The sequence below is a fragment of the Streptomyces sp. NBC_01268 genome (assembly GCF_036240795.1).
GTDB lineage: Bacteria > Actinomycetota > Actinomycetes > Streptomycetales > Streptomycetaceae > Streptomyces.
This window is the reverse complement of the sequence record NZ_CP108454.1, coordinates 8,035,100-8,057,746: the sequence shown is the minus strand read 5'-3', so window position 1 is coordinate 8,057,746 and position 22,647 is coordinate 8,035,100. Positions and strand designations below refer to the sequence as shown.

The following is a 22,647-nucleotide window of genomic DNA, read 5'->3' as shown; positions in this document are numbered from 1 at the left end:
CCGTTGCGGGCAGTATGGCGCGCGTCCTCGACTTCAGCACCAACTCCCCCTCTGGAGGCGGTACATGACACGCCGACGCGCGTTCCCCGTGGCGTTCGCGACCCTGGCGGCCCTCGCCCTGCCCCTGCTCGGCCTGCCCTCCCCGCCCTCGACCGCCCAGGCGGCGGCCGCCTGGACGCTCAAGTGGTCGCCGGACGCCGCCACCAGCGGCCTGGGCGCGTTCGAGACCGTCGAGGACGACCGCGCGGGCTCCCACCCCGGGGGTGCGCCTCACATCAAGGTCGCCGGGGACGCGTACCGGTTCGACATGCACACCGTGGACCGCGACTCGTACGACGACCGGCAGCGCCAGGAGGTCACCGGCAACCGCACCTCGCCCTCCGGCTACCTGGAGTGGCGGCCGGGCGAGACCTGGCGTGTGACGTACTCCATGTACATCCCCAGCTCGCTGATGGCCACGACGACCTTCACCCACATCATGCAGACGAAGCAGCCGGGCAGCGGCACGTCACCGATCACGGTGACGTCGCTGCGCCGGGTCAACGGGGTGCAGACCATCGAGCACAAGATCTTCGACGGCGACATCCTGGTCGGCCGGACCAACCTGGAGCCGCTGCAGAACAAGTGGATCGACATCGAGTACGAGATGAAGATCGGCGACGGCACGGCCGGTTCGGTGCGCTGGGTGGTCAAGAGCGGCGGCACCACCGTCGTGGACGCCACCAAGACGGGCGTCGACACCTTCCTCGCCGACCGGGTCCGGCCCAAGTGGGGCATCTACCGCTCGCTCGGCGACACCTCCGGCTCGCTGCGCGACACGTACCTGCTCCTGAAGAACCTGAAGGCCTACCAGCTCACCGGCACCGGCGGCGGCTCCGAGAGCCTGCTCTCCCAGGGGCGCCCCGTCACGGCCTCGTCCACCGAGGCGGCCGGCTTCGAACCCGGCAAGGCCGTCGACGGGTCGGCGAGCACCCGGTGGGCCTCCGCCGAAGGCGCCGACCCGCAATGGCTCCGCGTCGACCTCGGCGCCCCCGCCGCCCTCTCCCGCGTACGGCTCGACTGGGAAGCCGCCCACGCGAGCGCCTACCGCGTCCAAGGCTCCCTGGACGGCACCACCTGGACCGACCTCTACACCACCACCACCGGCGACGGCGCCACCGACGACCTGACACTCTCCGGCACCGCCCGCTACATCCGCGTGTACGGCACCAAGCGGGCCACCCCGTACGGCTACTCCCTCTACGAGTTGAAGGTGTACGGCACCCCGACGGCGTGAGCCGCCGGTGAGCGGGCCGCGTCGGGCCTCGGGCCGGTCGGCTGCGGCTGCGGCTGCGGCTGCGGCTGCGGCTGCGGCTGCGGCGAAGGGATCAGTCCCGGCAGCCGTACGCCGCGGCCACCTCGGCCAGTCCCTCCAGACCGCCGTCCGCGCCCATGCCCCCGTCCACGCGGGCGATCAGGAGCACCCGGGCCGGCACGCCGGCGGCCGCGTACGCGGCGAGCCTGTGGTGCCCGTCCAGGACGATGCCGACGAGCCACCGCTGCTCGTCCCCGGCCTCCGGGTACCGGTCGTCGATCCAGCCGAGGACCACGGCGGCGGGCCGCTCCCCCGCCGCCACCGCGGCGGCGTGCCGGGCGACGGTCGCCGGGTCGAGCGCCTCCGGCGGCTGCGAGGGCAGGAAGGCACCGTACGTACACGGCACCCGGCCGCCCGGGACGGGTGCCGTGAGCTGGAAGTGCGCGACGCCCGGCCAGGACTCCTCCCGACTCCCGCCGCCGTACGCCGGGTCGTCGCCGTCCTCCGCTTCCCGGTCCGCCGCACGGCGGTGCCACCACGAACGGTCCGGCTCGGTGACCTGCTCCAGCGGGAGGTCCAGGAGGAGGGCGTGGTAGTGACCGGTCGTCAGCTCGCCGAGTACGGGACTCCACTCGCCGAGCAGATCGGCGTCGAGCCGGTCAAGGCCGGCCAGCCGCTCGCGCATCCCGGCCGCGATCCGGGCCGCCTCGGCGTCCGGCCAGTTCAGCAGGGTCAGGCCCAGCTCGCAGGTGTCACAGATCGAGCCGACCCGGTACAGCGGCTTCCGGTCGAACGTCAGGGACCGGTCCCAGCGCGGCCAGGAGGACCCGGGCGACGGCGGGTCGTAGACGACCCGGATCCGTCCCGCGCCCCCGTCGACGGAGAACCGCGCCCGCGTGCCGGACTCCACGACGACGTCCCGCACCACCGCGGGTGCGCGCTCGGTGCGGCCGTCGGCCCAGGCGGCCCGCACGGCCGCCGCGTAGGCCGCGCCCCTGGCCCGCTCGGGCAGGAGGGGGTCGCGGCCGGTGAGGCGTACGAGCGCGTGGTGGACGTCGAACACCCGCTCGTCGTCGCAGTCGGCCAGCCGACGCAGCAGGTGCGGGACGGCGGTGGGGTCGCCCATCAGCTCCAGGGCGACGGCGAACGCGGTGTGGTCGAGCCCGGTCACCTCGGGCAGCCGTTCGGCGATCGGTACCGTCCAATCGCACGCGCCGAGGCGGCCCAGCGCCAGCGCGGCGGGGCCGCGCGGGGCGGCGGGGTCGTCGAGGAGGGCGCCGAGGCGCGCCGCCAAGGACGGGTCTCCGGAAAGCCCCATGGCATCGACGAGCTCGCGCCCGAGCGAGCCGCCCCGGCGGGCATCGTCCCCATCGGACGGCGGAAGGTCCTCTGCGAACGCGTGCAGCAGGGGTGCGGGGAGCCGCAGCTCGCGCGACACCGCGGTCCCGAGCAGGTCCCGCCGGTCGGCGGCGGCGAACCCCTGCTCGGTGAGCAGGCGCAGCAGCGCCGCGTCGCCGCGATCCCCGAGGATCCGGAGGAGCCAGGTGAGGTACCGGCGGAAGGTCGCCGGCTCCGTGTCCGACCGGTACAGCTCCTCGGCGGCCTCGGCGAGACCATCCGGCCGCTCGGCGCCGAGTGCTTCCAGCGCGCCCCACGGGTCATCGGCGCGCACCGCGGCGCGGAGGCGTGTCCGGACGGTCTCGTACTCGATCATGCAGGCAGTATCGACCACGGCCGGACGCGCCGGCTGCGGCAGGGTGCCCGGCCACTGCGACGGGGTGCGCGCCGCGGGTTGCGGGGTGCACGCCCTGAACCGCGGGGTCGGGCCTGCCGTGAACCGCGGGGGTCACTCCGGCGCGTCGGGGCCGGCCAGCTGCTCCGCGAGCTCCTTCTCGTTCTCCTCCGAGAGCGAGGTCTTGAGGACGGTCCCGCCGAAGGGCGCCATCGCCGCGGCGAACCTGTCCTCCGTGACCTTGGAGGCCATGATGACCACGGCCGACGAGCCGGGGCGGAGGATCTCCTGGACCTTGCCCCGGAACTTGCTGTCGACGCCCATCTGGTTCAGCTTGCCGATGAGGCCGCCGACCGCGGCGCCCACCACACCCATGGCCGGCGTGAGGATGACCATGCCGAAGACCATGCCCCACAGGGCGCCGGCGGTGGCGGACAGGGCCACTTCCTCGCTCCTCTTGGGCGTGTCGACATGGGTCGTGCCGTCCTCGTCCACCGTGACGACGGCCAGACCGTTCAGGTCGACGACGTGCCCGTCCTTCAGTTTCTGCACCTCCGCGAACGCCTTGTTGGCGACCGCGCGTTCCTCGTACCCGATGATGATGAGCTCGGACATCGTTTCTCCTTCGGAGGGGAGCGGCGATACGGCAGGTACGACGGCACTCCGGCTCAGTACCGGAGCACCCCCGCGATGCGCCCCCGGCCGTTCAGGGAGTCGGCGGGCACGAAGCGGACCTCGGCCACACGCAGCTCGTCTCGTCCGATGACGATGAGCTCAGCCAACCGACTCCTCCTGGTCGGGCGGCTTCGCCCCGACGCCCGAAAGCCACGCGGTACGCGCGCCCCGCAGGGCGCCCACAAGATCTCATCCTGCCCCGCCGGCCCCTTTCTCGCGACCGGGGCGGGGCGACGGCTGAGGCGGCCCCTGGAGCAGCCTCGCGTGGGCGACGGGCCCGCCGTCGCCCACGGGGCAGGACCCGTTCCTCGGCGGAGGCGGTTCGTTCCCGCACCGCGGAACGACGCCCGGTTGCGCAAGCCGAGCGGCTCCCGGACACGGCGGCGAGCACCGCCACGACCTGTTCACCGGGCCCAGGGGCCCCACCACTTCGGTGGCAGCGGGTCAGCCGCGGCCGATGTCGGCTGGTCGGGGTGCAGCCCGAGTCGATGAAGGGCGTCGGCGCGGAAGCGGACGGCGATCGTGCCGTGCCAGTGCCCGTCCGAGCCCACGCCGCACATCAGGTCGTTCCTGATCTCATCCTCGGCGAACGGGTGCCAGTCGATCCCCCGGTCCCGCAGTCAAACCGCCATCAGGTCGCCCGCCCGCGGGCAGCCGGCGACGTTCTCGTAGCGGAAGAGGGTCACCCATTCGAAAGCCTGGTCGTCCATGCGGGTCATCATGCCGCAGCGCACCGACCCGGTCGACCGGCCGCTCGGGCCGATGGGTCGGTCGGTCACGATCCTGCTGCCGTCCAGGGAGACGTACGCGCACCACGGGCCCGGCGATCCGGCGGTGACCCACTACACCGTGCACGTCGGGTCCTGCACGGGGAGGCGTCCGGTGCGGAGGTAGGCGGTGACGCGGTCGTCGACGCAGGCGTTTCCGTACTCCCCGTACAGGCCGTGCTGGCGGGCGCCCTCGACCGTGAGCAGCCGGGAGCTTCGGCCCGCTTGCACCGGGCCGCCAGCTCGCGCGCGACGGCGGCCTCCTCGCGGTACGCGGCCACGCCGGAGCCCGCGGAGCGTGCGAATGCCGAGCCGACGTCCCAGCCGCAGTCCAGCGGGGTGCTCCGGCCGACGAAGCGCGGGTCCATGCCGAACAGGTCGTAGCGGGCGGCGACGTCCCCCATCACCCGCGACTTGGTCAGCGGCATGTGGAGACCGGGGCCGGCGGGGCCGCCGTCGTTCAGGAGCGGCACGCCGACGCGGTGGGCGGTGTCAGTGGCCTTCATGCGGGACAGCGCCACGGTGATGGTGCGGCCGTCGAGGTCGGTGTAGTCGAGCGGCACGATGATGTCGGCGCAGTCCGCGCCCGCCGCGTCCAGCGCCCGGCCGAGCTCGTCGGCCACGTCGAGGGTGCAGGTGTGCCAGGTGAGTCGTTGGTGGTGGAAGCGGGCCGGAGGGTCCTGGGCACGGGTGGCGGCCGTGGCCGCGGTGGTGGATGCCGTCGTCGCGGTGACGCCGAGTAACGCCGCTGCGCAGGCCACGAAGGCCTTGATGCGTCGGGAAGTTGCCATGCCTGGACGCTAGGGCGCGGTGCCGCTCGGACGTGTCAGGGAAACCCCCGAAGCCGGGTAGGGTCCTCCCCCGGAAGATCCCCACCACCACGGCGCCTGAAGCCGGACGCCGCGTGCCCGCCCGGGGCCCGCTCCCGTCCGGCCGGCCTCCGAGCGACGCGGAGTTGTGCAACCCGCCCCCGAGGCCCCACTGTTGGCCGAAATTTCGTCCATACGGTCAGGAGTCCCGGCTTGTCCTCCCCTTCCCCCGCTCCCGCATCCGCGCACGTCGTCGACCCCGCCGGCGGCTGCCCGCACGCCCTGAACGCCGACCTGCGGGCCCGGGGGCCCGTCGCGGACATCGTCCTGCCCGGCGGGGTGCCCGCCGCGGTCGTCCTGGGGCACGACGCGCTCAAGGAGTTCCTCTCCCACCCCGATGTCGCCAAGGACTCGCGTCACTGCCCGGCCCTGAGCGACGGCACGATCCCCGCGAACTGGCCGCTGCGGGTCTTCGCCGACGCTCAGGGCATGCACACCGCCGACGGCACCGACCACCGTCGGCTGCGGTCCCTCGTCGGCAACGCCTTCACCGCCCGCCAGGTGGAGCGGCTGCGGCCGCGGATCGAGGAGCTGACGGCCGGCTTCCTCGACGACCTCGGGCGGGCCGCCGCAGAGGACCCGGACGGTGTCGCGGACCTGCGGACCCACTTCGCGCTGCCGCTCCCGATGAGCGTCATCTGCGAACTGCTCGGCGTGGACGCCGAGCACCGGGGCCGGCTGCACGACCTCACCTACACGGTGATCATCGCCACCGACACCACTCCGGCCGAGGTGATGGCCGCGGTGCGCGAGCTCGTCGACCTGCTCGGGACGATCGCGGCCGCCCGTCGGGCCGATCCCGGCGACGACCTCACCAGCGCGCTGATAGCCGCCCGCGAGGACGGCGACGACCGGCTGAGCGAGGCCGAACTCATCGGCATGATGCGCCTGATGCTCGTCGCCGGCCATGAGACCACCCTCAACCTGATCAGCAACGCGGTACGGGCGCTGTGCACCCATCGTGACCAGCTGGCGCTGGTCCTGGACGGGAAGGCCACGTGGTCGGACGTGGTGGACGAGACGCTGCGCTGGGACGGTCCCGTCAGCTGGTTCCCGTTCCGCTACCCGACCCGCGACCTGGCTCTCGGCGGCACCGTGATCCCTCAGGGCACGCCCGTCCTCGCCGCCTACACCGCCGCCGGGCGTGACGCGGCCTTCCACGGCCCCGACGCCGACCGCTTCGACATCACCCGGCCCGGTGCGGCCCGGCACCTCTCCTTCGGCCACGGCCTTCACTACTGCGTGGGCGCGCCGCTCGCCCGCCTCCAGGCCACCATCGCCCTGGAGCGGCTCTTCAGCCGCTTCCCCGGCCTCGACCTCGCCGTCCCCGAAGCAGAACTGCCCCACCAGCGCAGTTTCATCGGCAACAGCGTCGAAGCACTCCCGGTCCGCCCCGTGGGCGCCGTACCCGCCTGACCTGCCGTCCGGCCGAGCAACCCACCTGGCGCCGAGGCCGACTTCGGCGGGAAAAGTGTCACGAGTGGCGCCTGGTCGCCAACTTTCCCCGGTTCCACCTGGTTCGGCACACGATCGGCCGTAGGTTTCCTGAGGGGGTGGCCGTGCGTCGCCACCTCCAGCACACGACAGGAGGCTCCACCGTGATCCGGGCGGCCTACGGCACGCCCACCCGGCACCGTGGCACGGCGGCGGAACGGTGGACGCCATGCCGGAGCTCCCTTCGCGTCGGCTCCCGCCGACGGGCGGCGCGGAGGTCTCGCGGTCCGTCCGTGTGGCGGTGGCCGCGAAGTGGCCCTTCGGCCGGCGGGGCTCGCCGGTCGAAGGGCTGCGGCGGTGGCGTCAGACCATCACCAGGAGCCGCGTCTGCGCGACCAGCTTCCGGTTCACGCTGGTGCTCTGCACGAAGATCGTGAACTCGTCGTTGTGGTCCGGCTTCACGCGGACCTCGTCGTCCGGCAGGCCGAGCAGGGCACGCGCCTGCGGGCCCGTGTACACCCGGTCCGTCTTCTTCTCCAGGACCGCGATCTGCTTGCGGGCCTGGATCCGCTCGGACTTGCTCAGCTGGTAGTAGGCGCAGCCGGTCCGGTAGGTGTGTCCGCTCTCGACGACCCACTCCCGGATCGCCGCGTCACGGGCCACCGGGATCAGCTCGAACGTCGACGGGTTCGCCGGGGTGAGGCCGGCCGCCTCGATGCTCTGCTTGCTGACCGCCGCGCCCGCAGAGAACACGGACCGGGATCCCCGGATGCCCTTCGTACGGCCCACCATGAACTTCTCGGTGGCCTCCTGGATGACCTGCCCGGCCTCTTCCAGGCCCTGCGTGCTCGTGGCGTCCCAGATGGCGATGTTGTCCTTCGGGAATCCGCACTGCGTGGCCTCGCGCTTGCCCATCTGGTCGGGGACCAGGACCGCGAGCGTCCAGTTGTCCTGCTGCGACTCGATCATCTCGGCCACGGCCGCGACGAGCGCGCGGGGATCCTTCGCCGGTGCGTCCGGGGAGCGGTGGCTCGCGTTCTCCTGGCCGTCGGTCAGGACGAAGGTCAGGAAGCTGTGGTCGCCGTACAGCTGCGCCGTCTGGGCCAGCTCCCGCTGGGACTTCAGTGCCGCCGCCAACAGTGCGGTCATCCCGCCGACCCGGTACAGCTGCTTCAGCGACGGCATCCGCAGCACGTCCTTGTCGTAGATGACGCACTCCACCTTGTCGGCGAAGACGTACACCGTGACCCGGGTCTCCTGGTCCAGCTCCCTCGACCGCCGCGCGAGGTACGCGATCTGCTGGTCGGCGACCTCGATGACCTTGTTCCGCAGGCGCGACATGGACGAGCTGGCGTCCAGCACGAGTGCGACGTGGTTGATGTAGTTCTGGGTCCCGGACATGACGTATCCCCCTCGTTCGGATCCCTCGTTCGGATCGATGTACCTACCGTCTCACCCACCACTGACAATCGATCAGTTGTGCGATGAGGCCTGGTGGATGCAGGTCCTGCGGGCCGGATGCGTGACGGGTCAGGCGTCGTGCGGGAGGGGGGCGGACGGGCTGACGAGTGCCGCGGCACGCAGATCCGTCCAGAACGCGGCGGGGACGGTCTCGCTGAGGGCCGCGGTGTCCTCGGCGATCCGGCTGGGGCGGGTGGCGCCGGGGATCACCGCGGCGGCGGCCGGGTGGGCGAGGGAGAACTGCAGCGCGGCGGCCTTGATGCCGACACCGTGCTTCTCGGCGAGCGCCTTCAGCTTCCCGACGCGCTCGATGATCCCGGCCGGGGCCTGCTGGTATTCGAAGTGGGTGCCGCCGGCGAGGATGCCGGAGCTGTACGGGCCGCCGACGACCATGTCGACGCCCTGCTCCTGCGCCATGGGGAGCAGGCGCTGGAGGGCGTGCTCGTGGTCGAGGAGGGTGTAGCGGCCGGCGAGGAGGAAGCCGTCGGGGCGGGGCTCGTCGAGGGCGAGGGTGAGCTCGATGGGCTCGGTGCGGTTGACGCCGAGGCCCCAGGCCTTGATCACGCCTTCGTCGCGCAGCCGGGACAGGACGCGGAAGGCGCCGGTGCGGGCCTCCTCGTACTTCTGCAGCCACAGGTCGCCGTGGAAGTCCTGGGCGATGTCGTGGACCCAGACGATGTCGAGACGGTCGGTGCCGAGGCGCTTCAGGCTGTCCTCGATGGAGCGCTCGGTGGCCTCGGCGGTCCACTCGTGGACCATCTTGTGGGGGTTGCCGTGCTCGAACAGTCCGCCCTTCTCCCCCAGGTCGCGGGCGGCCGTCTCGGGCTCGTCGAGGATGACCCGGCCGACCTTGGTGGACAGGACGTAGGCGTCGCGCGGCTTGGCGGCGAGGACCTCGCCGAGGCGGGTCTCGGCCAGTCCGGCGCCGTAGAAGGGGGCCGTGTCGTAGACGCGGATGCCGTGGTCCCAGGCGGCCACGACGGTGGCGCGGGCCTCCTCGTCGGGGATCGCGCGGAACATGTTGCCGAGCGGGGCGGTGCCGAAGCCGAGACGGCCGGGAAGGATTTCCTTGAGCGACATGACTGTGCCTTCGTGTGGATGCGTGGAGGTGGAGTGAGTCGGGAGGATCGGTGACGACCGGCCCGGCACGGAGCCCCTCGGGGGGTGCGGGGAGCTGCGGCTCAGTTGAGCTCGTCGGGGTGCGGGCCCGTGCGGAGGCCGCGGTCGAGTGCGGTCATGGCCTGCACGTCCTCGGCCGTGAGCGCGAAGTCGAAGACCGCGAAGTTCTCGCGGATCCGGGCCGGGGTGACCGACTTGGGGATGACGATGTTGCCGAGCTGCAGGTGCCAGCGCAGGACGATCTGCGCCGGGGACTTGCCGTACCGGGCCGCCAGCTCGCCGACGACGGCGTCGTTCAGGACGGCCCCCTGGGCGAGCGGGCTCCACGCCTCGGTGGCGATGCCGTGCCCGGCGTGGAAGGCGCGCAGCTCCGCCTGCTGCAGGCCGGGGTGCAGCTCGATCTGGTTGACGGCGGGGGTCAGCTTCGCGCCGTCCATCAGGCGGGCGAGGTGGGCGGGCTGGAAGTTGGAGACGCCGGCCGCACGGATGCGGCCTTCCTCGGCGAGGCGCTCCAGTGCGCGCCAGGAGTCGCGGTACAGGTCGCGGGCCGGAGTGGGCCAGTGGATCAGGTAGAGGTCGACGTGATCGAGGCCCAGCTTCGCGAGGCCGGCGTCGAACGCGCGGAGCGTGGCGTCGTACCCCTGATCGGCGTTCCACAGCTTGGTGGTGACGAACAGGTCCTCGCGGGGCAGGCCGGAGGCGGCCAGTGCGCGCCCGACGCCGGTCTCGTTTCCGTAGACAGCGGCGGTGTCTATGCTGCGGTACCCGGTCTCCAGTGCGGTGGTGACGGCGGCGGCGGTCTCGTCGTCGGGGACCTGGAAGACGCCGAAGCCGAGCTGGGGGATCTCGACGCCGTTGTTCAGCGTGACGGTGGGGACGGCTGCGGGGGCGGCGGAGGGGGCCATGGTGCGGGGTTCTTCCTTCACTTGGTGCGCGGGGTGAGGGTGTAGCGGACGGTCTGGGAGCTGATGAGCCCGTCCCTGAAGACGAAGGTGTCGACACCGTCGAGGACCTCGTGGGCGGTGCTGATGGCGGTCCACTGGAGGAACAGGACGTCTCCGGCGAACTGCGGGCTCGGTCGCCACGCGGCGTCGGGCAGGTCGGCCAGCAGCCGGCCGATGCCTTCGCGTACGCCCGCGCGCCCGGTCAGGACGCCTTCGGGGGTGATGAAGACGGCGTCCTCGGTGTAGTTGAGGCTGATGAGGTCGAGGTCTCCGGTGCCGAGGCGCTCGCCGTGGTCGGCGAAGACCTCTCGCGGGGTGCGGGTCATCGGGAGAGCTCCTGCAGCGCGGTGGTGGCGAAGCCGTGGTCCTGCTCGGGCGCACCGCCGCCGACGCCGATCGCACCGATCAGGCGCCCGTCACGGTGGACGGGGATGCCGCCGGCGATGAAGAGCAGCGGGCGGTCGAGCGCGGTGGGCAGCGAGTGGAACGGCCCGTCCGGCTTGACCAGGTCGACCAGGTCGGCCGTGGGGGCGTCGAGCTGGAGGGCGGTGTACGCCTTGCGCGTGCTGGTCTCGCCCGAGATCAGCACGGCCCGGTCGTCGCGGCGGAAGGCGAGCAGGTGCCCGCCGGCGTCCAGGACCGTGACGCTGACGGAGACCCCGGCCGCCTCGGCGGCCCGGCGAGCGGAGGAGATGAGGGCCTCCGCTTCGGTGGTGCTCAGCGGGGTGACGGAGGTGGGGAGGGCAGTGGCGGTGGTGCTCATGGTGCTTCTCCTGGGGGGTACGTGCGAGTCGCGGGGGGGGGAGGTGAGGCGGGGGGGCAGGTGAGGTGGGAGGGGGTCAGTGGTGCACGGGCGTCCGGGCGGGGGTGCCGACCGTCGCCGCCGATGCGGTCCCGGACGGCGCGGCCCCGTCCGTTGCGGTCCCGGCCGGTGCGGCCGCGCGGGTGCGGCGCTCCAGGGCGGCGGACCAGAAGGCGAGGCCGAGAGCGGCGGCGGCGAGGGCGGCGCCGACCCAGTTCGGGGCCGTGTAGCCGAAGCCGGCGGCGATGACGATGCCGCCGAGCCAGGCGGCGAGCGCGTTGCCGAGGTTGAAGGCGCCGATGTTGACGGCGGAGGCCAGGGTCGGCGCGCCGTGGGCCTGGTCGAGGACGCGCTTCTGCAGCGGCGGCACCGTGGCGAAGCCGAGCGCTCCGACGAGGAGGATGGCGACGGCGGCGAGGATCTTGTCGTGGGCGAGGACGGTGAACAGCGCCAGCACGACCGCGAGCCCGCCGAGGGTGGTGTAGAGCAAGGGCATCAGCGCACGGTCGGCGAACCGGCCGCCGAGCAGGTTGCCGGCGAACATGCCGGCACCGAAGAGGACGAGCAGCCAGGTGACGGCACCCTCGGAGTAGCCGGCGACCTCGGTCATCATCGGCGCGATGTAGGTGATCGCGGCGAAGACGCCGCCGAAGCCGAGCACGGTCATCGCCATGGCGAGCAGGACCTGCGGGTTGCGGAACGCGGTCAGCTCGCGGCGCAGGCGGGCGCCCTCGGGGCGGGGCATGGCGGGCACCAGCTTGGCGATGCCGAGCAGACCGACCACACCGAGCGCGGCGACGATTGCGAAGGTCACGCGCCAGCCGACGGCCTGCCCGATGAAGGTGCCGAGCGGCACGCCGACGATGTTGGCGACGGTCAGGCCGGTGAACATGGTGGCGATGGCGCCGGCCTTCTTGTGCGGGGCGACGAGCTCCGCCGCGACGACGGACCCGATGCCGAAGAACGAGCCGTGCGCGAGGGAGGCGATCACGCGGCCGGTGAGCATCAGTCCGAAGTTCGGGGCGAGCGCGGAGACCGCGTTCCCGACCACGAACAGGCCCATGAGCAGCATGAGCATCCGCTTGCGGCTCACCTTGTTCCCGAGGACGGTGAGCACCGGCGCGCCGATGACGACGCCGAGCGCGTATCCGGTGACCAGCAGACCGGCGGTGGGGATGGAGACACCGAAGTCGTCGGCGACCTGGGGCAGCACCCCCATGATCACGAACTCGGTGGTGCCGATACCGAAGGCCCCGATGGCCAGGGCGAGGAGTGCGAGGGGCATGGACTCGACCTTCTACGATTACTTGAGCAAGCTCCTTAGACGCTTAGACAATACTTGCACACGCGCTATATGCGCAAACGCCGCCAGCCCTCGTCCGGTGCGACCCGGGTCGTGCGCCCCCGGTTTCCAGGGGCTCCGACACCCGCCCCACACCGGTTCCCTGCTTGCAGCAGCTGCCTATGGGCCCTGGCCGGTAATTTCCTCCGCGCGTATCCTGGGTCCGGTCCCCTGGAAGGAGACACGGAGCCATGACCGCCACGGACCCCGCCCTCACCGCCCTCGCCAGCGGATGGGGCGCGCTCTCCCTCCTGCACGGCAAGATCGAGACGCGGATCGAGCGCGCCCTCCAGAGCGGGCACGACCTCAGCGTGCGCGAGTACTCGCTCCTCGACGTGCTCAGCCGCCAGCACGACGGCGAGGGCGGTCACCTGCAGATGAAGCAGGTCGCCGACGCCGTCGTGCTCAGCCAGAGCGCCACCACCCGCCTGGTCTCCCGCCTGGAGGACCGCGGCCTGCTCTCCCGCTACCTCTGCCCCACCGACCGCCGCGGCATCTACACCGATGTCACCGAGTCCGGTCTGGCGCTCCTCGACGAGGCCCGGCCGACCAACGAGGCGGCCCTTCGGGCGGCGCTCGGCGAAGCGGCGCAGAACCCGGAGCTCACCTCGCTGGTCGCGGCGGTGGAGGCCGCGGCGGAGCCGGTCCCCGTCCGCTGACGGCAGGCCCCTGCGTCAGCGGCTCCTCTCCCCCGCGCAGCACGGGCCGGGCCGGGAGCGCGGTTCCGGCCGACCGGTCAGCGCTGCTTGGCGCAGGTGACGTCCTCCTGCGGCAGCCGGCCGGTGCCCAGGTACGCGTTCACGGACTCGTCGACGCAGGCGTTGCCGTAGAACCCGTACAGGCCATGGCTGTTGACGCCTTCGAGCGTCACCAGACGTGAGCTGGGGAGCAGCCCGTGCAGGGCGACGGCACCCGGGTACGGGGTGCGGGGGTCGCCCGTCGCCGAGACGATCAGGGCGGGGACGTCGTGGCGGACCTCGGTGCGCCGTTCGCGCGGGCGCTCCCAGAACGCGCAGGGGTTCAGGTTGTTCAACGCGGGCCCGAAGACGGGGTGCGCGGCGCGGCTCGCCTCGATGGCCCGCCAGTACACCTCGGGGTCACGGGGCGCGGACCCGTCCGCGCAGAGGATCGCCATCTGGGCGCTCGCCGACGCCGAGTCCACGTCGGTGAAGGAGTGCCGCAGCAGCCCCACGAGGCCCGCCGACAGCGGACCGGTCGGCCGCCCGTCCGCCGCGGTCCTCAGCGCCTTCACCGCGTCGGCCAGGAACCCGCGGTTCTCGTCGCCGTCGTCCATGAGAGGCCCGAACAGCAGGAACGGCACCTGGGTGTCGTCGAGCCGGAAGGTGTCCGCGCCCTCCCCGAGGGTCAGCGGCGCCCGCCCGGCCGCCTCGGCGACACCCCGGACGACGGCGAGCACCTGCGCACCGGTCCCGCCCAGCCCGTAGGTGCTGTCGCGGGCCGCCGCCCAGTCCGCCCAGTCGCTCAGCGCGTGCTCGCTCGGCCCGATCAGCGCCGGCAGCATCGTCGGCCCGTAGGCGTGCGGGTCGAGGGCCCCGTCGAGCACCATCCTGCCGGTGCGGCCGGGGAACATCTGGCCGTAGACCGTGCCGAGGTACGTGCCGTAGGAGACGCCCAGGTAGTTGAGCTTCCGCTCCCCAAGCGCGCCCCGGATGACGTCCATGTCCCGCGCGGTGTTCCGGGTGCTCGCGTACGGGAGGAGGTCACCGGCGCTCGCCCGGCATCTGGCGGCCAGGTCCTTGTTCAACGCCACCTGCCGGTCGAAGGCGGCCCGGCTGTTCCCCGCCCCCGAGATCCCGCTGCTGACCGGCCACGCGCAGTCCAGCGGATTGCTCCGGCCGACGAACCGCGGGTCCATGCCGATGATGTCGTACCGCTTGGCGACGTCCTTCAGGGCGTCGCGCACACGCGGCGGCGCGCCGATCGTCGGCCCGCCGGGTCCCCCGTCGTTGAGCAGCAGCGCCCCGATCCGGTGCGCGCGGTCCGTGGCCTTGATCCGCGAGATCGCGATGGTGAGCGTGCGCCCCTGAGGCCGCCGGTAGTCGAGCGGGACGGTGACTCCGGCGCACTCGGCCCCGGCGGCCGCGAGCTCCTGGCCTTCGCGGTCGTCGGGCCCCAGGACGCAGCTGCCCCAGCGGGGTTGGGGTGTCGGCGGGAGGGCTCCGGTCGCCGCCTCGGCCGCGGCGACGCCCGCGAAGGTGAAGGTCAGGGCTAACCCGGCGCCCAGTAGGGCGATATGAGGTCGTTTCATACGGAGGACGCTAGGTGCGGCCCGTGTGCCGGCACACGGGTGCCGACCCCCGAGGCGGGGGTGGGGTCAGCTCCACCGCCCGTGCCACTGGGGCGGATCCGTGACACCGCACTGCCTACGCTCGGGGAATCGCGGCCGTGGCCGGAGCCCGCTGGGGAGCGGTGGCGGGCGGGAGGTTCCGGCGGAGTTCGCTGGGGGTGTGGCCGGTCCAGCGGCTGACGGCGCGGCGGAGGGTTCGGGCGTCGGCGTACCCCGTGCGGGCGGCTATCGAGCCGGTGGTCTCGTCCGTGGTGGCGAGCAGGCGGGTGACGTGTGCGCAGCGGGCGGTTTCGAGTTCGGCCCGCCAGGTCGTGTCGTGTTCTTCGAGGCGACGCTGGAGGGTGCGACTGCTGAGCGTCATCCGTCGCGCCGCCGCGGCGAGGGTGATGCCGTGGCCGTCACCCTCGATGGCGGCCTTGAGGACGGTACGGAAGAGATCCAGCCAGTCGTGCAGTGGAATGGCGCGGGCGAGGGCGAGTTCGGTGTTCTGGCGGAGGACGGTCGACAGGCCTGGTTGGGCGTAGGGGCTCGGCACTCTCAGGTCGGCGGTTCGGAACGTGAGCGAGCTGACCTGCTGCTCGAAGTCGACGGCGCGGGTGCCGAAGAGCTCGGTCAGGGTGTCGTGGCGCTGCGGCGCCCGCGCGGCCAGGGCGACGCGGACCGGAGCGATCGACAGCTGTCGCGCTTCGCTCAGGCGTCGCGAGACCACGCCGAGGATGTACGCCCGGACGGCGTTGGCGGCTTCGTGGCTCAGGTCCGCGTCGTTCAGGTGGCGGATGGTGACCTCCTGTCCGTCGTCGTCGACGAGGAGGGTGTGGCTGCGGACGTCGCCGGCGGCGGCCAGGTAGTGGGCGGCGTCCTGGATGCCTTCGAGCGGCGTCGCCGCCGAGGCGACGAGGTAGTCCCAGGGGCCGAGTTGCCCGAGCGCCGACTGCTGCGTCATGACCGCGGCGACGTCGACCCAGGGGGCCTTGGTCGTCATCAGCTCCCAGATCCGCCCGTTCGCGGCGGAGGGCGTGCGGTACCGGTCGCCGGTCAGGTGCTCAGGCGCCAGACCCAGGAGATCGATGCCCGCCCTCTCCCGGATGCCCAGGAGCGAGGCGCCGTGCAGCATCAGCCGGGTGAAGAACGCGGGCTTCGTTCCGGGGTGGGTGTGCGCTGCCGGGAGCGGCGCGGGGGGACGGCGGCCGTGTCGCGTGCACTTCAAGGTTTCATCCCTGCTCTCGTGCCGAGCGTCCGGTGATCTTCCTGGTCACCGGGGAGGCTACCGCGCGAGGCGCTTCCCGATGGGGCGGAACGACGGGGCGGAGCCATGCGGAGTCACGCGGAGTCACGCGGAGTCACGCGGAGCCATGCGAGCCGTGGCGCGGAGCCATGAGCCGCGCCGTGGCGCGGAGCCATGAGCCGCGCAGTGGGGCGGAGCCACGGACCGGGCGAGCCGCTTGCGCGCCCGGCCTCACTCCCCGGCGCCCCCTCCCCTCCCTGCCTCTTGCCCCACCAGGTATCTTGCATTGCATGGAACCAGGTGATTCGACCAAGCAGGCCCGGGCAGCCGCCCAGCTGCGCAAGGGTGTCTTGGAGTACTGCGTCCTCGCCCTGATGCGGGACCGCCCCCGCTACGGCGTCGAGCTCCTGCGCGCCCTGGAGGAGTCCGGCGCCCTCGCCACCGGCCAGGGCACGGTCTATCCACTGCTCTCCCGGCTCCGCCGCGACGACCTGGTCAGCACCACCTGGCAGGAGTCCGAGTCCGGTCCGCCCCGCCGCTACTACGCGCTCACCGACAGCGGCCGGGCCGCGCTCGACGAGTTCACCCGCGTCTGGCCCGGCTTCCGCAACGCCGTGGACGCCTTCCTCGCCACCCCGAACGACCTCACCGGAGACCCCGCATGAAGACCTCTGCCGACCCCGTACACGACTACCTCGCCGCCGTCGAGCGCGAGGCCTCCACGCTCCCCGCCGACCGGCGCCAGGAACTCCTCGCCGACCTCGCCGAACACATCGAGGTGACGCGCGCCGAGCGCCCCGACGCCTCGGTCGCCGAGGTCCTGGCGGCACTCGGGGACCCTCGTACGATCGCGGCGACGGCCCTGTCCGAGGCGGGCGTCAGGGCGGCCGCCGGGGTCCCGGCCCGGGGTGGTGCGCAAGCACAGTCCGCCCGGCGCGGCAAGGTGCATCCCCTGGTGCCGCTCCTCATGCTCACCCTCTCGCTGCCCTTCATCATGGTCTTCCCCGACCTGCCCGGCCCGCTGTTCGGCGTCCTGTTCCGTGTCGTCGGCGCCGTGCTGCTGTGCACGTCGGTGCACTGGACCGGCGTCCAGAAGACCACCGGAGTCCTGCTCACCGCCGTCCTGCCGAGCGTGGCCATCGCCACCTCGAACCTGTCCGGCGGCGGCCCGGCGGCCGGCACCCCGACCCTTCTCGCCAACCTCGGGATGCTCGCCGTGATGGCAGGCACTGCGGCCTGGCTCTGGCGGGTTCGTCGCGCCTGAGGGCGAGTTGAGCGGACTTCCGCGCCGAGAACGGCTACCGCGGGGCGCGTACGGGCCAGGCCGCCTCGCGCAGCAGGCGCAGGCCGTTGAGGCCGACGATGACCGTGGAGCCTTCGTGCCCGGCGACGCCCAGCGGCAACGGGAGCGTGCCGAGGAGGTCCCAGGCGACCAGGACGGTGAGGAAGGTCCCGGCGATGGCCAGGTTCTGGATCACCAGGCGGCGTGCTCTGCGGGAGAGCCGGACGACGGCGGGGACGGTGGCGAGTTCGTCGCGGACGACGATGGCGTCGGCGGTCCGCAGTGCGAGGTCGGAGCCCGCCCTGCCCATCGCGATGCCGCAGTGGGCGGCGGCCAGCGCGGGGGCGTCGTTGACGCCGTCGCCGACGACGAGTACCCGACGGCCCTCCGCCTCCCACTCCTTGACGGCCGCGGCCTTGTCCTGGGGCAGGAGCCCGGCGCGTACGTCGGTGATGCCCACCTCGGCGGCCAGGTGCCGCGCGGCGCGCTCGTTGTCGCCGGTGAGGAGGACGGGGGCGCGGCCGGTCAGTTCGGTGAGCGCCGTGACGGTGGCCCGGGCGTCGGGCCGCAGCCGGTCGGCGATGCCCAGGACGCCCACGACGGCGCGGTCCCGCACGACGGTCACGGCGGTCCGCCCGGATTCCTCCAGCTCGGCCACCACCGCCTGGTGGAGGTGGCCGGCGCGCCCCGTACCGGCCGGCAGCCGGGAGGGCGATCCGACCCGGACGGCGTGACCGCCGACGGTGGCCGTGACGCCTTCGCCGGGGGCCGAGGAGAAGTCCGCGGCGGCGGACAGGGGCAGGCGGCGCTCGCGGGCGGCGTCGACGACGGCGCGGGCCAGGGGGTGCTCGCTGGGATGCTCGGCGGACGCCGCCAGGGCGAGGAGGGTGACGTCGTCCACGCCGGTGCCGGGCAGGGGACGGATGTCGGTGACCCGGGGGGTGCCTTCCGTCAGGGTGCCGGTCTTGTCCAGCGCGACCGTGTCGATCTCGCCCAGGCGTTCCATGACGACGGCCGACTTGGCCAGCACGCCCCGGCGACCGGCGTTGGCGATCGCGGAGAGCAGCGGCGGCATGGTGGAGAGCACCACCGCGCACGGCGAGGCGACGATCATGAAGGTCATGGCCCGCAGCAGCGCCGGCCGGAGGCCGTCGCCGAACGCCAGGGGGACCACGAAGACGGCGAGGGTCGCGAGGACCATGCCGATCGAGTACCGCTGCTCGACCTTCTCGATGAACAGTTGCGTGGGCGCCTTGGTCCCGGAGGCTTCCTCCACCATCTTCACGATGCGCGCGATCACCGAGTCCGACGGGTCCCGCTCCACCCGTACGCGCAGGGCGCCCGTGCCGTTCACGGTGCCGGCGAACACCTCGTCGCCCACCCGCTTGGTCACCGGAAGCGGTTCGCCGGTGATGGTGGCCTGGTCGACGTCGCTGGTGCCGCCGGTCACCCGGCCGTCGGCTCCCACCCGGTCTCCCGGGCGCACGAGGACGGTGTCCCCGACGGCGAGGGCCCGGGCGTCGACCGTCTCCTCCGTACCGTCGGGCAGAAGGCGGCTCGCGGTGGCCGGTGCGAGGTCGAGCAGGCCCCGTACGGAGTCCGCGGTGCGGGCGGTGGCGACGGCTTCCAGGGCGCCGGAGGTCGCGAAGATGACGATCAGCAGGGCGCCGTCGAGGACCTGGCCGATCGCGGCGGCACCGAGCGCCGCGACGACCATGAGCAGATCCACGTCCAGGGTCCTGCCCTTGAGGGCCCGCAGTCCCTCCCACCCGGGCTCCCAGCCGCCGGTGACGTAGGTCGCGGCGAACAGCGGTCCCCACAGCCAGGCGGGGCCGTCGAGCAGGTACAGGGGCAGGGCGAGGAGGAACAGCGCCAGGGCCGCGAGTGCCCAGCGGGCCTCCGGGAGCGCCAGCAGGCGCGTCCGGCGCCGAGGCGCCGCCGCGCGGAGCCGGGACAGGGGCGGCGAGGGCCGCCGGTCCAGAGCGGAAGACATGGCGAAGGGACCCTTCACGGGCGGTTGGAGCAACGGTTTCACCATACAGGAACACATGAATAGGTCTTCATATGTCATCCGTATGATGGGGTCATGGGTCACGGAACGGACAGCCGCAGCAACGCCACCACCCGCGAACGGCTCGACGCCGTCGGCGCGTCCGACGTCGCCGCCACCCTCCAGGCCCTGGCCACACCTTCGCGGCTGCACATCCTCGCCCGCCTCCAGGAAGGCGCCTGCTCCGTCGGCGAGCTCGCCGACGCGGTCGGCATGGAAGCCTCCGCCTGCTCCCATCAGCTGCGCCTGCTGCGCAACCTCGGCCTGGTCACCGGCGAGCGGCGCGGCCGGTCGATCATCTACGCGCTCTACGACAACCACGTCGCCGAACTCCTCGACCAGGCGCTCTACCACGTCGAACACCTCCGCCTCGGCGTCCGCGACGTCCCGGCCGGGCGACGGGGGACGGCGACCGCCGAGTGAGCGCGGCGCACCGGCGGCGCACCCCCGACTGCCACTGAAAGATTCCATTCAGAGTCTTGATGTCTGTTCACCCCTATGCCAGATTCGGCGCAGCACCACCTGGGTCAACACCGGCGCCGCTTCGCGCTGCGCCGGAATCGCTGCGGAAGGGGACATCACCATGCCGGTCGAGCATGCCTCCGGGGAACGGATCGCGATGGAGCGACGGACCATCGAGGTCATCCCGGACGCCGAGCGGCACGGGACGCCGCGCAGCCAGTTCACGTTGTGGTTCGGCGCCAACATGCAGATCACCGCGATCGTCGACGGCGCCCTGGCGGTCGTCTTCGGGGCCGACGCGCTGTGGGCGATACCCGCCCTGCTGATCGGCAACGTGCTCGGCGGCATCGTCATGGCCCTGCACTCCGCGCAGGGGCCGCGGCTCGGGGTACCGCAGATGGTGTCCAGCCGGGCGCAGTTCGGTGTCTACGGCGCCGTCCTGCCGCTGCTCCTGGTGATCCTGATGTACCTCGGGTTCGCCGCCACCGGCAGCGTGCTCGCCGGCCAGGCGGTCTCCGAGCTGCTGCACATCGACAACACGCAGGTCGGCATCCTCCTCTTCGGCGCGCTGACCGCCGTGGTCGCCGTCGCCGGCTACCGGCTCATCCACCTCGCCGGGCGCATCGCCACCGTCGTCGGCGTGCTCGGCCTCGGCTACCTGCTGGTGCGGCTGTTCACGCAGTACGACGTCGGCGCGCACGTCGGCGCCAAGGGCTTCGACACGGCGACGTTCCTGCTCGCCGTGGGCCTGGGCGCCGGCTGGCAGCTGACCTTCGGCCCGTACGTCGCCGACTACTCGCGCTACCTGCCGCGCGACACCAGCACCCGCGCCACCTTCTGGTCCACCTTCGCCGGATCCGTCATCGGCTCCCAGTGGGCCATGACCCTCGGCGCGCTCACCGCCGCCGTCGCGGGCGACGCGTTCCTGCCCGACCAGGTGGGCTTCCTCGGGCGCCTCGCCGGTCCGGCGGTGCTCGCGTTCCTCATCTACCTCGTGGTCGTCGTCGGCAAGCTCACCGTCAACTGCCTGAACGCGTACGGCGGTTTCATGTCGATCCTGACCACCGTCACCGCCTTCGACGGCCGCTCCCGCATCTCGGCCGCCGCCCGCGCCGCGTACATCGTCGGCTTCACCGCGCTGTCGGTGGTCATCGCGCTCGCCGCCAGCGCCGACTTCCTCACCAACTTCAAGAACTTCGTGCTCCTGATCCTGATGGTCTTCACCCCGTGGAGCGCGATCAACCTGGTCGACTACTACCTGATCTCCCGCGAACGCGTCGACATCCCCGCCCTGTACGACCCCGCCGGCCGCTACGGGCGCTGGAACGTCACCGCGCTGACCTGCTACGCCGTCGGCATCGCCGCGCAGGTCCCGTTCCTCGCCACCAAGCTGTACACCGGCGCCCTCACCGAGGAGCTGGGCGGCGCCGACATCTCCTGGATCGTCGGACTCGTCGTCACCGCGGCCCTGTACTGGGCGTGGGCGCGCCGTACCGCCGACCCGCCCGCCGCGACCATCCACCCGGCCTCGGCCGGGAGCGGCGACCGGGCGGGGGCGGCGCGGGTCGGCTGAACCCGGTCATCCCGCCGGGGAGACATCCGCCCACAGGGCGGCGGCGTCGGGCGAGAGCGGTCGCGGTGCGGTCGCCTCGCTCGGCCCGCCGCCGCCTCGCCCGTCCTCCGCCCCGTCCCACCACACGCCCTGGCCGGGCGCGAGGACGCCCCCGTCGTCGTCAGCACCCGTCCGCCAGCGTCCCCGCAGGACGTACAGCAGGCCCGCGTGCCCCGGGCCCGGCAGGACCGGATCGGAGACCCGCTCCACCCGGGCCGTCCAACGGCCCCGCCGCACCATGAGGTTGAGCACCCGGCAGGGCCCACCGGCCAGCTCGGCGTCCAGCGCGAGGTCCCCCGAGAAGGCGAACGGCTCCCCCGCCCGCGTCAACAGGCGGTCGAACTCCCCCGGGCAGACCAGGCGCACGCCCTCGCCCGCCAGCAGCGTCAGCGTCCGGTCGACACCCGGGAACGCCGAGAAGGGGCCGTCCGCGTCGATGTCCGCGACGCTCGCCCGCCACCCGAACTCCTCCGCGTCCGGCGGGCGCACGACGATCTCCCTCGTCGCACCACCCCCGTTGCGCCATCGGCCGGCGGTCAGGGTCTCGACATCGAAGAAGGAGTCGATGCGGCCGGTGGGGCCGGTAGGGCTGGTGTGCGCGGTACGAGCGGTGTGGTCCGTGGGGTCCATCGGGTGGCTCCTGGCCTGGTGGCGGTACGGGGCGGATCACCGACGGAGTCTAGGGGGGATGCGGCAGGGCTCCCGTCGCGGCCGGGGGTTGCGGCCGGGGGTTGCGGCCGGCGACGTACCACGCCCGGCTGGCGTGGTACGTCGCCGGCGGCAGGGGCCTCGCTAGCAGCTCGTCGCCCAGATGTGGGACCTGAGCACGACGCCGGCGGTCGGGCCGGTGTTGCCCTTGAAGCCCTGGGCGGCGCACGCGTAGTACTTGTCGTATCCGGCGTTGAAGTAGAACTTCACGTGGCGGTAGCTGCCGGCGCCGCCCACGCCCCGGTTCCAGATCGACTTCACGACCTTGTCGCAGTACGGGGACCCCGACCGCCAGTCGCGGTCGTCGCCGTACCAGACGCAGGGGGTGCCGCCGCCGTTGAGCTCCGGGTAGACGCAGATCTGCCCGGACTGGCAACCCTGCCACACCGCCGTCGTTCCCGCGCTCGCCGTCCCCGCGCCCGTCCCCAGGGTGGCGACCGCCGCCAGTGCGCCCGTCGCGACCGCAAGGGCCAGCCTGTTCCGCTGCATGGTGAACTCCCGTTCTTCGTCGATGGGTTCCTCGATACGTCCGCCACAGGGCGGTGGGACCAGATTCGGCGG

General features: G+C 72.8%; 22 protein-coding genes and 1 pseudogene. 8 read left to right on the top strand and 15 right to left on the bottom strand.

All coding sequences use genetic code 11. The features are described 5' to 3' along the window. Positions 1-64: 64 nt before the first annotated feature. Together OG309_RS36100 and OG309_RS36095 are read left to right on the top strand one after the other, a co-directional pair. A pseudogene (locus OG309_RS36100) lies at positions 65-856 on the top strand (Tat pathway signal sequence domain protein); the annotation flags it as partial. Continuing rightward, complete coding sequence (locus tag OG309_RS36095; protein WP_329428723.1) at positions 830-1,276, top strand: discoidin domain-containing protein; 447 nt, start codon at positions 830-832, stop codon at positions 1,274-1,276. The pseudogene OG309_RS36100 and the gene OG309_RS36095, both read left to right, overlap by 27 nt. Positions 1,277-1,367: 91 nt before the next feature. Here the strand turns inward: OG309_RS36095 and OG309_RS36090 are convergent, their stop codons facing one another. From OG309_RS36090 to OG309_RS36075, 4 genes are all read right to left on the bottom strand, one after another. Beyond that, positions 1,368-3,008 carry a hypothetical protein gene (locus OG309_RS36090; protein ID WP_329427536.1) on the bottom strand — a complete coding sequence of 547 codons (1,641 nt, stop codon included), beginning with the start codon at positions 3,006-3,008 and terminating at the stop codon, positions 1,368-1,370. 132 nt (positions 3,009-3,140) lie between these two features. Then, positions 3,141-3,641: a DUF1269 domain-containing protein gene (locus tag OG309_RS36085; protein ID WP_329427535.1), complete on the bottom strand. Its 501-nt coding sequence runs from the start codon at positions 3,639-3,641 to the stop codon at positions 3,141-3,143. Between the two features lie 464 nt (positions 3,642-4,105). Next, a complete protein-coding gene (locus OG309_RS36080) occupies positions 4,106-4,261 on the bottom strand; it encodes a hypothetical protein (protein WP_329427534.1) in 156 nt (51 codons plus the stop codon). Positions 4,262-4,476: 215 nt separating this feature from the next. After that, entirely contained in the window at positions 4,477-5,259 is a 783-nt protein-coding gene (locus OG309_RS36075; protein ID WP_329427532.1) for a hypothetical protein, read from the bottom strand. Positions 5,260-5,490: 231 nt separating this feature from the next. Between OG309_RS36075 and OG309_RS36070 the strand changes: the two genes are divergently transcribed. Continuing rightward, positions 5,491-6,753: a cytochrome P450 family protein gene (locus OG309_RS36070; RefSeq protein WP_329427531.1), complete on the top strand. Its 1,263-nt coding sequence runs from the start codon at positions 5,491-5,493 to the stop codon at positions 6,751-6,753. 381 nt (positions 6,754-7,134) lie between these two features. Here OG309_RS36070 and OG309_RS36065 read toward each other — a convergent pair whose 3' ends face one another. From OG309_RS36065 to OG309_RS36040, 6 genes are all read right to left on the bottom strand, one after another. Beyond that, positions 7,135-8,172 (bottom strand): vWA domain-containing protein, encoded by a 1,038-nt coding sequence (locus OG309_RS36065; RefSeq protein WP_329427529.1) that lies wholly within the window; start codon positions 8,170-8,172, stop codon positions 7,135-7,137. Between the two features lie 129 nt (positions 8,173-8,301). Continuing rightward, positions 8,302-9,312, bottom strand: a complete 1,011-nt coding sequence (locus OG309_RS36060) for an aldo/keto reductase (RefSeq protein WP_329427528.1) — start codon at positions 9,310-9,312, stop codon at positions 8,302-8,304. A gap of 101 nt (positions 9,313-9,413) precedes the next feature. Next, positions 9,414-10,256 carry an aldo/keto reductase gene (locus OG309_RS36055; RefSeq protein WP_329427526.1) on the bottom strand — a complete coding sequence of 281 codons (843 nt, stop codon included), beginning with the start codon at positions 10,254-10,256 and terminating at the stop codon, positions 9,414-9,416. A gap of 17 nt (positions 10,257-10,273) precedes the next feature. Further along, entirely contained in the window at positions 10,274-10,621 is a 348-nt protein-coding gene (locus OG309_RS36050) for a nuclear transport factor 2 family protein (protein ID WP_329427524.1), read from the bottom strand. Then, positions 10,618-11,058 (bottom strand): GlcG/HbpS family heme-binding protein, encoded by a 441-nt coding sequence (locus OG309_RS36045; RefSeq protein ID WP_329427522.1) that lies wholly within the window; start codon positions 11,056-11,058, stop codon positions 10,618-10,620. The genes OG309_RS36050 and OG309_RS36045 overlap by 4 nt, the downstream gene beginning before the upstream one ends. Before the next feature lie 76 nt (positions 11,059-11,134). After that, entirely contained in the window at positions 11,135-12,382 is a 1,248-nt protein-coding gene (locus tag OG309_RS36040; RefSeq protein WP_329427521.1) for an MFS transporter, read from the bottom strand. 248 nt (positions 12,383-12,630) lie between these two features. Here OG309_RS36040 and OG309_RS36035 point away from each other — a divergent pair, with 248 nt between their 5' ends. After that, entirely contained in the window at positions 12,631-13,098 is a 468-nt protein-coding gene (locus OG309_RS36035; RefSeq protein WP_329427520.1) for a MarR family winged helix-turn-helix transcriptional regulator, read from the top strand. A 77-nt stretch (positions 13,099-13,175) separates the two neighbouring features. Here the strand turns inward: OG309_RS36035 and OG309_RS36030 are convergent, their stop codons facing one another. Both OG309_RS36030 and OG309_RS36025 read right to left on the bottom strand, forming a co-directional pair. Beyond that, positions 13,176-14,708, bottom strand: a complete 1,533-nt coding sequence (locus OG309_RS36030) for an alpha/beta hydrolase (RefSeq protein WP_329427518.1) — start codon at positions 14,706-14,708, stop codon at positions 13,176-13,178. A gap of 115 nt (positions 14,709-14,823) precedes the next feature. Continuing rightward, a complete protein-coding gene (locus OG309_RS36025) occupies positions 14,824-15,954 on the bottom strand; it encodes an AraC family transcriptional regulator (RefSeq protein WP_329427516.1) in 1,131 nt (376 codons plus the stop codon). 308 nt (positions 15,955-16,262) lie between these two features. On the opposite strand from OG309_RS36025, the gene OG309_RS36020 reads away from it, so the two are divergent. Together OG309_RS36020 and OG309_RS36015 are read left to right on the top strand one after the other, a co-directional pair. Continuing rightward, a complete protein-coding gene (locus OG309_RS36020; protein ID WP_329427515.1) occupies positions 16,263-16,637 on the top strand; it encodes a PadR family transcriptional regulator in 375 nt (124 codons plus the stop codon). After that, positions 16,634-17,236: a DUF1700 domain-containing protein gene (locus OG309_RS36015; RefSeq protein WP_329427513.1), complete on the top strand. Its 603-nt coding sequence runs from the start codon at positions 16,634-16,636 to the stop codon at positions 17,234-17,236. Before OG309_RS36020 ends, OG309_RS36015 begins: the two co-directional genes overlap by 4 nt. 34 nt (positions 17,237-17,270) lie before the next feature. Here the strand turns inward: OG309_RS36015 and OG309_RS36010 are convergent, their stop codons facing one another. Further along, positions 17,271-19,247, bottom strand: coding sequence for a heavy metal translocating P-type ATPase (locus tag OG309_RS36010; protein WP_329427511.1), 1,977 nt, complete (start codon positions 19,245-19,247; stop codon positions 17,271-17,273). Positions 19,248-19,340: 93 nt separating this feature from the next. Here OG309_RS36010 and OG309_RS36005 point away from each other — a divergent pair, with 93 nt between their 5' ends. Further along, positions 19,341-19,727, top strand: a complete 387-nt coding sequence (locus tag OG309_RS36005) for an ArsR/SmtB family transcription factor (RefSeq protein WP_329427510.1) — start codon at positions 19,341-19,343, stop codon at positions 19,725-19,727. A 160-nt stretch (positions 19,728-19,887) separates the two neighbouring features. After that, positions 19,888-21,339, top strand: coding sequence for a purine-cytosine permease family protein (locus tag OG309_RS36000; protein WP_329427508.1), 1,452 nt, complete (start codon positions 19,888-19,890; stop codon positions 21,337-21,339). A 6-nt stretch (positions 21,340-21,345) separates the two neighbouring features. On the opposite strand, the gene OG309_RS35995 is transcribed toward OG309_RS36000, so the two are convergent. Both OG309_RS35995 and OG309_RS35990 read right to left on the bottom strand, forming a co-directional pair. Continuing rightward, entirely contained in the window at positions 21,346-22,008 is a 663-nt protein-coding gene (locus OG309_RS35995) for a HutD/Ves family protein (protein ID WP_329427506.1), read from the bottom strand. 162 nt (positions 22,009-22,170) lie between these two features. Further along, positions 22,171-22,575: a peptidase inhibitor family I36 protein gene (locus OG309_RS35990; RefSeq protein WP_329427504.1), complete on the bottom strand. Its 405-nt coding sequence runs from the start codon at positions 22,573-22,575 to the stop codon at positions 22,171-22,173. Positions 22,576-22,647 lie beyond the last annotated feature (72 nt).

Bases quoted from the DNA above. Each gene is read 5' to 3' on its own strand.
- OG309_RS36090 (WP_329427536.1), bottom strand. From the start codon at position 3,008: ATGATCGAGTACGAGACCGTCCGGACACGCCTCCGCGCCGCGGTGCGC.
- OG309_RS36085 (WP_329427535.1), bottom strand. From the start codon at position 3,641: ATGTCCGAGCTCATCATCATCGGGTACGAGGAACGCGCGGTCGCCAAC.
- OG309_RS36080 (WP_329427534.1), bottom strand. From the start codon at position 4,261: ATGTGCGGCGTGGGCTCGGACGGGCACTGGCACGGCACGATCGCCGTC.
- OG309_RS36075 (WP_329427532.1), bottom strand. From the start codon at position 5,259: ATGGCAACTTCCCGACGCATCAAGGCCTTCGTGGCCTGCGCAGCGGCG.
- OG309_RS36065 (WP_329427529.1), bottom strand. From the start codon at position 8,172: ATGTCCGGGACCCAGAACTACATCAACCACGTCGCACTCGTGCTGGAC.
- OG309_RS36060 (WP_329427528.1), bottom strand. From the start codon at position 9,312: ATGTCGCTCAAGGAAATCCTTCCCGGCCGTCTCGGCTTCGGCACCGCC.
- OG309_RS36055 (WP_329427526.1), bottom strand. From the start codon at position 10,256: ATGGCCCCCTCCGCCGCCCCCGCAGCCGTCCCCACCGTCACGCTGAAC.
- OG309_RS36050 (WP_329427524.1), bottom strand. From the start codon at position 10,621: ATGACCCGCACCCCGCGAGAGGTCTTCGCCGACCACGGCGAGCGCCTC.
- OG309_RS36045 (WP_329427522.1), bottom strand. From the start codon at position 11,058: ATGAGCACCACCGCCACTGCCCTCCCCACCTCCGTCACCCCGCTGAGC.
- OG309_RS36040 (WP_329427521.1), bottom strand. From the start codon at position 12,382: ATGCCCCTCGCACTCCTCGCCCTGGCCATCGGGGCCTTCGGTATCGGC.
- OG309_RS36035 (WP_329427520.1), top strand. From the start codon at position 12,631: ATGACCGCCACGGACCCCGCCCTCACCGCCCTCGCCAGCGGATGGGGC.
- OG309_RS36030 (WP_329427518.1), bottom strand. From the start codon at position 14,708: ATGAAACGACCTCATATCGCCCTACTGGGCGCCGGGTTAGCCCTGACC.
- OG309_RS36020 (WP_329427515.1), top strand. From the start codon at position 16,263: ATGGAACCAGGTGATTCGACCAAGCAGGCCCGGGCAGCCGCCCAGCTG.
- OG309_RS36015 (WP_329427513.1), top strand. From the start codon at position 16,634: ATGAAGACCTCTGCCGACCCCGTACACGACTACCTCGCCGCCGTCGAG.
- OG309_RS36010 (WP_329427511.1), bottom strand. From the start codon at position 19,247: ATGTCTTCCGCTCTGGACCGGCGGCCCTCGCCGCCCCTGTCCCGGCTC.
- OG309_RS36005 (WP_329427510.1), top strand. From the start codon at position 19,341: ATGGGTCACGGAACGGACAGCCGCAGCAACGCCACCACCCGCGAACGG.
- OG309_RS36000 (WP_329427508.1), top strand. From the start codon at position 19,888: ATGCCGGTCGAGCATGCCTCCGGGGAACGGATCGCGATGGAGCGACGG.
- OG309_RS35995 (WP_329427506.1), bottom strand. From the start codon at position 22,008: ATGGACCCCACGGACCACACCGCTCGTACCGCGCACACCAGCCCTACC.
- OG309_RS35990 (WP_329427504.1), bottom strand. From the start codon at position 22,575: ATGCAGCGGAACAGGCTGGCCCTTGCGGTCGCGACGGGCGCACTGGCG.